Source organism: Neisseria mucosa (assembly GCF_003044445.1).
Taxonomy (GTDB): Bacteria; Pseudomonadota; Gammaproteobacteria; order Burkholderiales; family Neisseriaceae; genus Neisseria; species Neisseria mucosa_A.
Genome location: NZ_POWX01000032.1, coordinates 1 through 10,041 on the forward strand (window position 1 = coordinate 1; position 10,041 = coordinate 10,041).

The window sequence follows — 10,041 nt, forward strand, 5'->3', positions numbered from 1 at the left end:
CACCATACGCCCCGATGGTCGGTATCGAAGCGAGGGCGCGGGCGGTATGGTTCGATGTCGTTGATGTTGTAGTCTTCAATGGCTTTAGCGTCTATAATTACGTTTGTTTTCATGGTGTAACGTCTCCATTTTGTTGGGTAGGGTCGTCTGATTGGGCTTCAGACGACCTTTTTTCTTTCAGTTCGTCCAATGCGTCATAGCCTGCCGTATCGCTCTGCCATATGCGCGCCTTGATTCCCTGCTTGATGGCTCGGACTGCCAAATCATGCGCGGCTTTGAAACCTACGGGGCGCGGCGTGTCGTTATCGGCAATAATCACGATTTCCTTTAGGTCGTCTGAAAGTCGGTATTTCGCCATGCTGTTTGCGCTCAAGGCGGCGCATAAGCCCCAATCGCGGGCTTGGAACAATTCACGGGCGGCAAGGGCGGTTTCTATGCCCTCCGCGATAACCAGCCGTCCGTTTTCAGGGACGGGGAACAAGTGAACCGCCATGCCTGAAATGCTGCCCTGTTTGCGGCTCTGCATTTTTTTGGCGGGCAGGGCTTCGCCCGTTTCGGGGTGTTTGATTGCCAGCTTCTGATAATACGGGGCGTGTAGCCCGTTCTCTCCGTATGGCTTGTCATAGGTCGTCTGAAGATAGGTCATGTGCAAGCCTTGAAGCTCTCCGTCCGTATCGCGGATGGCGCAAACCATACAGGGGAAACGACCGATGAAAAGCGGCTTGTCCTCCCCCGTCGTCCAATAATCCGCCTCTCTCAAAAAACGGACGTTTTCAGGTAATTGCGCCATGCCCAAACCGCGCGATTTCAGATACTGCACGGCGGGGGAATCGGCGGTTATCGGCTCTGCCCCGTTCCACAATGCGGCAAGTTTGCCGATTTGGTCTTTTTCGGGGCGTGGTTGCTTCTGTGGGCGTGTGGGCGGTATCGGCAAGGGGTTTGCCCCGCCCATGTTCAACACGCCCGCTACGGCGCGCAATGCTTCGTCAAAACCGCAATTCAGGTAATGCATTACCAAGCCGAAACCGTCGCCCGCGCCGTTGTTGTAATGGCTGCAAATGAATGTGCCGTCGCCGTCCTTGTCGTCGTATCTGAAACGGTCTTTACCCCCACACGCAGGGCATGGCTGGTGTTTGTTTTTCAGGTATTGCGGGTCTATGCCGATGGCGGCGTGAATTTCCTGCCAGCGGTATTGCGCGGCGGCTTTGATGTCTTGATAGGTCGGTTTCATTGTTCTGCCTCCCCTGTTACAGGTTCTAAAACTACCCCCGCCATCGGGTCGGTCTCCCATATGGTCGGCGTTGTCTGTATTGCCTGCTCCGTCTCTGCATGGGCAGGCTGGTTAGAGGCTCGGATTGCCAAAGCCATCAACAACACTCCAAACACCAGTAAAGCGCGGTTGGAATAGCGGCGGAAACGGTCGTTTTTGTCAGTCGGTTTCATGATTTCATGTCCTCCATGCCCCAGCGCACCAAAATTATCAAGCATCGAAAAATCAGGTACTTATGAAAACACTAGGGCGAAGTTTGCCCCATGCCGTCCAAAACGGGCGGCATAAAGGCGGGTGTTTTTCAGGGATTTAGTGGATTTGTTCGGCTGTCGTTACGCTGAAAGCAGCCCATGCTTTTAGGTCGTCTGAAAGCAAAGCAATAAACGACTGACAGGCGGCAACGGCGGCGGCGTGTGATGGATAGATGCCCAAACGGCGGGCGGTACATGAATGAACGTCAATATCAGCTAAATACGCGGTCGGTTCGTGGACGACGGCGCAAAAGCCTTGTTCTGATGGGTATTGAACGTCTTGAGTTTGGGGGAAATTTGAAGTCATGGTATTTCTTTCTTTAGAGATTTTGAGAATGCCCCAAATAAGGGGGCGGTGCTCTCTCTGGCGAAATAAAACCAGCCTGCGCCTTGCGGTTGGCAGACACCGCCATAACTCGTGATAGGTCGTCTGAAATGCTAACGTTTGATAACATTGCAAACGCCCGTAAAAGAATTTTGGCGATAAAAAATCAGCGTTACCCTGCTGATTGGGTATTTCGTTTTGAGAGAACCTAAATTCTGATTCTCAAGGCTCGATTTGTCAAATGATTTTTGCATCAAGCGGCTAAAATTTTTTATCCACGATAATCATGGTTATTACATACCCGATGCGATCCGTATCTTCTCCAACGGTTCCGATGATGTCTTCAAGCGTGATTTCACTGTACGGCTTATTGAAAAAAGACTTTATGACTTGCTGCATTTCATCGTCCGTTAACGGCGGGGTGTATTTTTCCTGTTTCGTGCTGATTTCCGCCTCTGCCTTGATTTCCGCCTTATCCACCAGCAAGCCCAGCATTTTTGCCTTGCCCATCGTTGCCGATACCGCCGCGCTGCTTTGTGGGGTAGGGGCTGCCAGTGCCGCCGCCCGTGCCTGTTCCAATTCGCTCAACAGGTCGTCCACCGTTACCGCGTGTCGTTGCCGTGCCTCTGCCTTGAGGTCATCTACCATCGCGGAAATATCGGGGTCTTGAAGCAGCTTATAGGCTTCATTCGTTACCGTTTCGGGCTTCATGTTGTCGGTGTTGTAGGCTTGCCGGTATGCTTCGCTCGCATTGCCCGTTTCCACATACAGACGGGCAAACTGTTCTTGTTTAGGGGTCATGTCCATAATCCTTTCAGAACGCCGCCCGGTAGCCGTTTTTCAGCCTTTGGGCGGCTGTTTGGGTGTTGCTATTTCAAATTGTCCAAAGCCGCTTCTTTTTCTTTCTCCATGTCTTCCAAGATGTCGAAAATAGCGTTTTCTTCTCCGCCTGTGTTGTCCATCATGTTGAAGAAGCCGGGTAAACGTAGATCAATGATCCGATTTGGCAGGGATTGCCCATAGGTCGGACAATCAACCCGCAAACCGTTTTCAAGTAGATTCGCTCTCATCTCAGCGGAGGCTTTACCGATTCCTACCAATTTCGCGGCGGCTTTGATATAGGCGCGCGCGGCTTCCATATACTCAGGCAAGTGGGTCTCTTCAATGTCGGCAATAAACATCTCATAACGGGAAACGGACAATAAATTGCGAAGCTCTGAAATGCGGTTCAGATGTTGGCGGCGTTCATCAAAAAGGCTTTCCAACAGTTCTTTTTGCGCTTCCAGCATATCGGCGGCGCGGTCTGCTTCTTCACGTTTGGCGGCAATCTCTGAATCAAGCCCTTTGGCTTCTTCGCTGTTTGTTGGTTTGCCCATTTTCAACAGGTTGGCAAATATGCCTTTGCGTCTGTTTCGTAGCCCCGCAAATTCATTGATTACCGCCTGCGCTTCTGTAACACCAGCTTCCGCCGCTTCAATTTGGGCGGTCAGTTCGCTGCATTTGTCCTCTTCTTCTTTCAGTAACTTTTGACGGGTTGCAAAAGTTGTCTTTGTATATTCGATATTCATAGTTAAAGCTCCTGATTTAATTGATTAATACGAACCGACCGCGTTTCACGGTTTCCCCGAATTGGTTGGTTACTTCTTCCATCACGGTAACGATGTCATGCCCCGCCCTGCGAAGCTCCATAATGCGCGTGTTGTAGCCCAATATCCCCATTTGGGTAAGCTCCCATGATGTAACGCTGCCCTGTTTCAATCGGGATAAAACGCGCTCTTTTTGACTTGGCGTTTTTGCCTTGCCGTTGGTAGAATAGTCGCTCATGCTTAATAATCCTTTCCGCCGTCTGAATGTCCGTTCAGGCGGCATTTGTTTTGCGCCTGATAAATCAATTTGCCTGCTCTTCGCGTTTGGCTGCCAGTTTGCCGATATAGTCGTCAATCTCGCTTGCAAGCCAACCGGTAATATTTGCGGAAAGTTTGATAGGCTTAGGAAAATCAGGGCGGAAATGGCGGCTCTTAGGGTTTGCCCAATTCCAAATAGTCGCCCGTGAAACACCCATAACGCGGGCGGTATCGTTTACTCTTAATACGGTATTCATATGCTTTGCCTTTCTTAGTCGGGGTTATATGACAGGCACAAATATAACCGGCTCTACATAGATATAAAATGCACAAATATTTTTATTTTCATGGTGTTATAAAATAAAAACATTTCATGTGTGCAAATTTTCAGATAAAAAAATGCCCACATGAATTTTTATTTTTTCATGTGGGTATAAATTAAATCGGGTTATTACAGTAAAAGGCGAGCATTTGTTTTTTCTAAAAGCTCCATTGCTTTGGGTCTCACAGTTCTTGCAATCCTATCTACCGCATCAAAATCAAGCGGTGAATTATCGCTTGGCGGGTAAATCATTGCCGCCATTTCAACATCAGTAAATTTGCGTTCTACGATAAAGCTGTAAACGTATAAATCCATAAAAGCAAAAACGCGATAATCTATAATTTTTCTGATTTCAGCATCTGAAAAACGACGCGTCCTTTCTCGCTCTTCTTTCAGCCTAAACTCTTTCAGCCTCTGCTTAAATGCCATTTCCAGTATCTCATCACTCAAGCCCAAATCAATATGAATCATGGTGCTGTAATTTGACGTTTCAGAAACAGGCATATCAAACAGGTTATCTATTGCCTTTACATCTTGAGGCGGCATATCTTCAGGCAAAATATCATCAGGGGAAAACCATTCCGTATGTGCATTTGCACCATCTTCAAAATGTTTAATACATTCTTCTAGTATTTGGCGTGTTTCTTGTACAAATTTTCTCATTTCAGGGATTTCCACATATGATTCAGCATGAAGCCTAGCTATATCACCCCAAGTAACCTCACGAAGAATATCCGTCTCAACTTCCAGCGGGTTGTAATTAATTCTATTCCCACTATTTTTGTGCTTAATAGGTTGTGTAGTCCACTCATTAGCACAACATTTCAACCAGTTTAAAGCGTGTACTCTTACCTCTTCTTTCTCTTTGTCTGTAAGATGACTGCCGGCATCAAACTCTTCTTTTGTACTGCGGTAATTCATTTTTCTTAACCATAATGCCATTGCTAATTCATCTCGGGAAAAATCAGACAACCCATCATACAAGCTAATATCAAACCAATCAGGGCAATAATTAGGCTTTTTCATCTTTTACTTTCTTAAATTAGTATTGCAAAAATAACTCCGAAACTCGAAGCAGATATTTTCAGACGACCTCTAACCAGTCTTGCCATCTCGGATCAGTTGCAATGCTTGGTTATACCGTTCCCGCAAAAAGTCGCTATACCATTGCATAAACTCTTTGCGTTCATTCAGATAATCGGCGCGGTTGTAGGCGGCGCGGATCTTGTTGTTTTCAATGTGGGCAAGTTGTCGCTCTATCGCGTCAGGGTTGAAGCCTTGTTCATTCAAAACGCTGCTGGCAAGCGAGCGGAAACCGTGCGGGGTGGCTATCCCGTAATAACCCATGCCGTTGATGATTTTGCCCGCTGTATTTTCGCTGATGTAACCAGTTTCGGATTTAGGGCTTGGAAATAGAAAGGGTGTTTCGCCGGTTATAGCGTGTAGTTCGTTTAATAGCTCAATCGCCCAATCAGACAAGGGGATTGTGTGATCTCGTGGCCGTTTCATACGATTAGCGGGAATCGTCCATGTTTTGCGCTTAAAGTCGATTTCCTGCCATTGGCCGCCGCGTATCTCTTTGTTTCGGGCAAAGCAAAGCATAATCAACATTACGCAAATTCTGTTTTGTTGCTCACAATCTGCCAGTATCAGGCGGCGGTAAAACTCCGGCAATTCTTCACGGGGTAGGGCGGGCATTCTTTTGCTTTCTGTTGGCTCTATATAGCCTTTCAGTAACGCGGCAGGGTTTCGGTCGGTCAATTCTTCATAACCGGCATAGGTAAACACCGCGCCTATCCATTGCCTGATTTTTTCGGCGGTTTCCGATACGCCCCGCTCTGTTACTTTATCCAATACGGCCTTTATCTCTTTTTTCCCGATTTTGTTTATAGGTGTTTCCCCAATAATAGGGAAAACATCTGTTTCAAAGTACCGCAAAACACGGGCGGCATGATTAGGCTTCCAGCTTTTGCGCTTGGTGGTTTTCTCATGCCATGCTTTGGTAACGTTGGCAAAGGTATTCAGTAAGGCCGTTTTGCGCTCCTGTTTGGCCTGTTGCTTCATTGCTGATGGATCTTGCCCTTGTGCAATCATGCGGTGGGCGTTTTCAGCGGCTTGGCGGGCTTCTACCAGTGAAACGGTCGGATATTTCCCGATAGTAAGAGTTTTCTCTTTGCCATCTATACGGTATTTCAGGCGGAATATTTTTCCGCCCGCTGGGGTAACTTCAAGATATAAGCCTCCCCCGTCAAATAACTTGGCTTTCTTTCCAGTATCAGACGGCTTGGCAGCTTTGATTTGGCGGTCGTTCAGGGGCATTGGGGGTATGTTTTTAGGGGGTGTTGTCAGATTCCCCAAATCATACCCCCATATTTTGGTTTATTCAATTATACGGCATTGGGGGTATTTAGACACTTGGCAAGGGGGTTATTAGCCTGAAAGCCTTACCAGTATTGAATCTTGATTACTGCGTTAGATTTGATTAGACAAAAAAATAACCCCTGAAAGGGGTTGGGTGGTGCGGACGGAGAGACTCGAACTCTCACACCTCTCGGCGCCAGAACCTAAATCTGGTGCGTCTACCAATTTCGCCACGTCCGCGTGATGAAACTCGGAATTATACACAAAGTATCCTGCCCTGCAAACAATCTTTGGCTTGAAATTGCTTTATTCCGACCGATATAATGGCAGGTCGGTTATCTGCCGGAACACACTAATATCAAAAAGGAACATCATGCCTGTTTTACTGATTCAGGATTTTTTACAGACACAGGGTTTGAAGCTGTCTTCAGACGACCTCCGTGTTGCTTATCTGACCGCGAAGACGGTGATGGATATGGGCAATGCTTCGATTGACCGCTCGGTTTTATGGCGTGAAGAAGACGGTTGGAAGCTGGCGGACCATATTGAAGAAACGCCGGAAAATGAAGTTTTGCTCAAACAGGTTTTCATGGCTCTGGATTCGGTATTCAGTCGCGCAACAGCCGTCAAAAGCGCGGCGGTTTATATCCACATTCCGGGTGAACCGCATGCAAGGCTGGTTCGTATCTCGGCGCAAGGCGAGCCTTTGGAGAACCTGTTGGCGGTGCATGAAGAAAACGGTACGGTTTACCTTGCCTGCCGTACGGCGCAAAGCGGCTGGATGAATATTGCCAACGATATTGCCTATTGGCTTTCGTTGGACGAAATCCAAGGCGACAGGAATAAAGGCAGTGGAAGCCAGTTGTCCATCCCCGTGGCAACGCAAAACGGTACGGTTTTGGGCGTGGTTCATGTTGAATTTACCGATAAAGATCAAGCCGATGAAGCAGCCCAAACGGATTGGTCGGCGCTGGCGTTGGCACTTGCCGAGCCGCTAAAAGCATTGGTAGGCATCGAAGACAAGGAAGAAGAACATGAATAATACCTTGAAATTCATCGCCTCCTGCCGCCTGCCGACCAAATGGGGCGATTTCACCATGCACGGTTTTGAAGAACCGAGCGGACAAGAACATATCGCTTTAACGATGGGCGATTTTTCAGACGACCTCCCCGTTCTGACCCGCATCCACTCCGAATGCTTGACCGGAGATGCGCTGTTTTCCAAAAAATGCGACTGCGGACCGCAGCTTGAAGCGGCGATGAAAGCGGTTCAGCAAGAAGGACGGGGCGTTATTGTTTATCTGCGTCAAGAAGGGCGCGGTATCGGTTTAATCAACAAAATCCGTGCCTATAAACTTCAAGACGAAGGGATGGATACGGTCGAAGCCAACCTCGCGCTCGGACTGCCCGTTGATGCACGCGATTTCACGCTTGCCAAACAAATCTACGACCATCTGAATATCCGTGCCGTCAAACTGTTGACCAACAATCCCGAAAAAATTCAGACGTTGAAAGATGCCGGCATCAACGTCGTCGAACGTATTCCGCTCCATGTTGGCGAGAATGTTGAAAACGAACGTTATCTGCACACTAAAGCCGATAAATTGGGACATATGATTTTTGATTGAAGGCAGGCGGGCGTATTTCCCGCCTTTTTTCGTTTTCAGACGACCTTTTCCCAATCCGTATCCCGATATTGTTATAATCCGAGCTGTCCGGACAACCACCGATTTATATCCATATGAACACCTTCATCCTCCACGACACACGCCCTTATCCGCAAACTCCGGTTAAAAACCATTTATTGGTAAACGCCTCCCTGCTCGCACACGGCACGACCGCCGCGACCCGCAAGATTGCTGTGGGACAGTTGCAAGCCGAAATCCGCAGCCAGCTCCAACAAAACTACTACGTCAACCTGTCCGTCGCCATGACCATGGCACCCGATGTAGAGACCTACAACGCGCTGATGCAGAGCATCAACCAAGTCTTATCCGCCGAAAACGACGACGAAGCCCAATGGTTTGCACTGCCCGTCGTCATCGTCGCCGGCTGCAAACAGGAGCGCACGCTGTCCCTGACACTGCCTACCGAAGCGCTGACCGCCTGTCTGTCCAACTATCCCCAATTGCGCGCCTTAACGCAAAACACCCAATGGCTGCCCTTCCTCGCCCATTCAGACGACCTCAGCGGTATCACGCCCGAACAATGGTGGAATGCGAAACAAAACAGCGAATCCGCCGCCGCGTTTCTGCAAACCTTTGAAGACAAACCATTGATCTGCCCCGAAGGACAATCCGTCCACGTCGTTTACGCGCTGGGCTACGGCGACAAAAACCTGCAAACCGCATTGGGCGTCAACCTGCAACAGGCAGGCCTGCCGCTGATGCAGGTTTGGCAGGAAAGCCTTGCCGCCGACGGCGTTACCCTTTTCACCAATCCGCTGTCCACGAACACCCCGCTCCAAGCCCTGACCGACGGCAGCCACACCCGTCAGCGCATGGCGATGGACGTGTTCGCCACCAACGCCATCCGCGCCATCCGTATGCAGAGTCCGCGCGTCGGCGTCGTCATCGCCGCAAGGGCGGGCGGGCAGATTCTGTTCGGTTTCAACGCGACTGACAGCGCGTTTGAAGTCGTACCGCAAGTGTTCGTGTGGAACCTTTCGTCTTCCGACAACATCGCCGTCATCCAACACAACTTCCTTGACCTGATGGCGGAGTGCCGCGTCGAGCATATCCGCATCCTGCACGACGTTTTGCCGGAAAATGCCGACCTGCCGACCTACGCGCAATCCCTGTCTCTAGACGGACACAACCCATTCTTCTCCGAACACGCCTAAACCGCCTATGAAAAACCATTCCATACTCTTCGTCTGCCTCGGCAACATCTGCCGCTCGCCCATGGCAGAATACGTCCTGCGCCACCGCGCCCACGAAGCAGGCGTATCCCACCGCGTCCGCACCGACAGCGCAGGCACATCAGGCTGGCACGACGGCGAAAACATGCACCAAGGCACACGCAAAACCCTCGCCGCCCACGGCATCGACAATCAAGGGTTCACCAGCAGCAAAGTGCGTTCCGAAGATTTTGATGAATTCGACTTCATCATCGCCATGGACGACAACAACCTCGCCGAATTGGAAAAAATGTTCGGCAAACACCCTGACAAAATCTTCAAACTCACCGACCTCATCCCCGAAAGCGGCTATCGCCACGTCCCCGACCCGTGGCACACCGGCGACTTTGACGAAACCTTCAGGCTTGTGGACGCAGGCAGCATCGCGCTGCTGAAAAAGCTGGATTTGGTTTGAATTGGGTTACACAGCGTTTAAAGTTGAAAGCAACAAGAGAAAAGGTCGTCTGAAACCTAAAATTTGGGTTGAACTGGCCCCCAAATCTTGGACACTCATAAAAGCCTATTCAGGCGCTCTGTGCAAGCTGGGTTCTGTATGCGACAGGACTCAGCTTTTTCAATTTCAAACTGCAACGCTCGCGGTTGTAGTAATCCATATAATCATCTATCTGTTTCATCAATTCATCCACCGTCAATTCCCCTGCACGATAGAAACACTCCGTCTTCAGCACCGCAAAGAAGCTTTCCATCGGTGCATTGTCCCAGCAGTTCGCCTTTCGCGACATGCTTTGAACCATGGAATGTTTTGCAA

At 49.3% G+C, this 10,041-nt stretch carries 14 protein-coding genes and 1 tRNA gene; 4 read left to right on the forward strand and 11 right to left on the reverse strand.

Annotation, left to right across the window (positions count from 1 at the left end; all coding sequences use genetic code 11):
• Window positions 1-109 precede the first annotated feature (109 nt).
• The 10 genes from DBY90_RS12150 to DBY90_RS12195 form a co-directional block, all read right to left on the reverse strand.
• Entirely contained in the window at window positions 110-1,231 is a 1,122-nt protein-coding gene (locus tag DBY90_RS12150) for a DUF7146 domain-containing protein (RefSeq protein WP_107987313.1), read from the reverse strand.
• Entirely contained in the window at window positions 1,228-1,443 is a 216-nt protein-coding gene (locus tag DBY90_RS12155; protein WP_107987315.1) for a PTS sugar transporter subunit IID, read from the reverse strand. The genes DBY90_RS12150 and DBY90_RS12155 overlap by 4 nt, the downstream gene beginning before the upstream one ends.
• 136 nt (window positions 1,444-1,579) lie before the next feature.
• Window positions 1,580-1,828 (reverse strand): hypothetical protein, encoded by a 249-nt coding sequence (locus tag DBY90_RS12160; RefSeq protein ID WP_107987317.1) that lies wholly within the window; start codon window positions 1,826-1,828, stop codon window positions 1,580-1,582.
• Between the two features lie 279 nt (window positions 1,829-2,107).
• The gene (locus tag DBY90_RS12165) at window positions 2,108-2,647 is read right to left on the reverse strand and encodes a terminase small subunit (protein ID WP_107987319.1); all 540 of its coding nucleotides are present in this window, start codon (window positions 2,645-2,647) and stop codon (window positions 2,108-2,110) included.
• Window positions 2,648-2,715: 68 nt separating this feature from the next.
• Window positions 2,716-3,414: a hypothetical protein gene (locus tag DBY90_RS12170; protein WP_070492367.1), complete on the reverse strand. Its 699-nt coding sequence runs from the start codon at window positions 3,412-3,414 to the stop codon at window positions 2,716-2,718.
• A 16-nt stretch (window positions 3,415-3,430) separates the two neighbouring features.
• Complete coding sequence (locus DBY90_RS12175) at window positions 3,431-3,670, reverse strand: helix-turn-helix domain-containing protein (RefSeq protein ID WP_070492365.1); 240 nt, start codon at window positions 3,668-3,670, stop codon at window positions 3,431-3,433.
• A gap of 64 nt (window positions 3,671-3,734) precedes the next feature.
• Window positions 3,735-3,947 carry a helix-turn-helix transcriptional regulator gene (locus DBY90_RS12180; RefSeq protein WP_070492363.1) on the reverse strand — a complete coding sequence of 71 codons (213 nt, stop codon included), beginning with the start codon at window positions 3,945-3,947 and terminating at the stop codon, window positions 3,735-3,737.
• Window positions 3,948-4,141: 194 nt separating this feature from the next.
• Window positions 4,142-5,038, reverse strand: coding sequence for a DUF6387 family protein (locus DBY90_RS12185; RefSeq protein WP_070492361.1), 897 nt, complete (start codon window positions 5,036-5,038; stop codon window positions 4,142-4,144).
• Between the two features lie 69 nt (window positions 5,039-5,107).
• Window positions 5,108-6,331, reverse strand: coding sequence for a tyrosine-type recombinase/integrase (locus DBY90_RS12190; RefSeq protein WP_070492359.1), 1,224 nt, complete (start codon window positions 6,329-6,331; stop codon window positions 5,108-5,110).
• Between the two features lie 197 nt (window positions 6,332-6,528).
• A tRNA-Leu gene (locus DBY90_RS12195) sits at window positions 6,529-6,613 on the reverse strand.
• A 133-nt stretch (window positions 6,614-6,746) separates the two neighbouring features.
• On the opposite strand from DBY90_RS12195, the gene DBY90_RS12200 reads away from it, so the two are divergent.
• From DBY90_RS12200 to DBY90_RS12215, 4 genes are all read left to right on the forward strand, one after another.
• On the forward strand, window positions 6,747-7,415 hold the full coding sequence (locus tag DBY90_RS12200; RefSeq protein WP_070493132.1) for a hypothetical protein: 669 nt from the start codon (window positions 6,747-6,749) through the stop codon (window positions 7,413-7,415).
• A complete protein-coding gene (gene ribA, locus DBY90_RS12205) occupies window positions 7,408-8,001 on the forward strand; it encodes a GTP cyclohydrolase II (protein WP_070493129.1) in 594 nt (197 codons plus the stop codon). The genes DBY90_RS12200 and ribA overlap by 8 nt, the downstream gene beginning before the upstream one ends.
• A gap of 113 nt (window positions 8,002-8,114) precedes the next feature.
• A complete protein-coding gene (locus tag DBY90_RS12210) occupies window positions 8,115-9,215 on the forward strand; it encodes a conjugal transfer protein (RefSeq protein WP_070493127.1) in 1,101 nt (366 codons plus the stop codon).
• A 7-nt stretch (window positions 9,216-9,222) separates the two neighbouring features.
• Window positions 9,223-9,687, forward strand: coding sequence for a low molecular weight protein-tyrosine-phosphatase (locus DBY90_RS12215; protein WP_070493124.1), 465 nt, complete (start codon window positions 9,223-9,225; stop codon window positions 9,685-9,687).
• Window positions 9,688-9,796: 109 nt separating this feature from the next.
• On the opposite strand, the gene DBY90_RS12220 is transcribed toward DBY90_RS12215, so the two are convergent.
• The coding region (locus tag DBY90_RS12220) for an IS3 family transposase (protein WP_234405084.1) at window positions 9,797-10,041 on the reverse strand (245 nt) is incomplete at its 5' end.

Coding starts and splice junctions, on each gene's coding strand:
- DBY90_RS12170 (WP_070492367.1), bottom strand. CDS start 3,414: ATGAATATCGAATATACAAAGACAACTTTTGCAACCCGTCAAAAGTTA.
- DBY90_RS12150 (WP_107987313.1), bottom strand. CDS start 1,231: ATGAAACCGACCTATCAAGACATCAAAGCCGCCGCGCAATACCGCTGG.
- DBY90_RS12190 (WP_070492359.1), bottom strand. CDS start 6,331: ATGCCCCTGAACGACCGCCAAATCAAAGCTGCCAAGCCGTCTGATACT.
- DBY90_RS12180 (WP_070492363.1), bottom strand. CDS start 3,947: ATGAATACCGTATTAAGAGTAAACGATACCGCCCGCGTTATGGGTGTT.
- DBY90_RS12185 (WP_070492361.1), bottom strand. CDS start 5,038: ATGAAAAAGCCTAATTATTGCCCTGATTGGTTTGATATTAGCTTGTAT.
- DBY90_RS12200 (WP_070493132.1), top strand. CDS start 6,747: ATGCCTGTTTTACTGATTCAGGATTTTTTACAGACACAGGGTTTGAAG.
- DBY90_RS12210 (WP_070493127.1), top strand. CDS start 8,115: ATGAACACCTTCATCCTCCACGACACACGCCCTTATCCGCAAACTCCG.
- DBY90_RS12165 (WP_107987319.1), bottom strand. CDS start 2,647: ATGACCCCTAAACAAGAACAGTTTGCCCGTCTGTATGTGGAAACGGGC.
- DBY90_RS12175 (WP_070492365.1), bottom strand. CDS start 3,670: ATGAGCGACTATTCTACCAACGGCAAGGCAAAAACGCCAAGTCAAAAA.
- DBY90_RS12215 (WP_070493124.1), top strand. CDS start 9,223: ATGAAAAACCATTCCATACTCTTCGTCTGCCTCGGCAACATCTGCCGC.
- DBY90_RS12160 (WP_107987317.1), bottom strand. CDS start 1,828: ATGACTTCAAATTTCCCCCAAACTCAAGACGTTCAATACCCATCAGAA.
- ribA (WP_070493129.1), top strand. CDS start 7,408: ATGAATAATACCTTGAAATTCATCGCCTCCTGCCGCCTGCCGACCAAA.
- DBY90_RS12155 (WP_107987315.1), bottom strand. CDS start 1,443: ATGAAACCGACTGACAAAAACGACCGTTTCCGCCGCTATTCCAACCGC.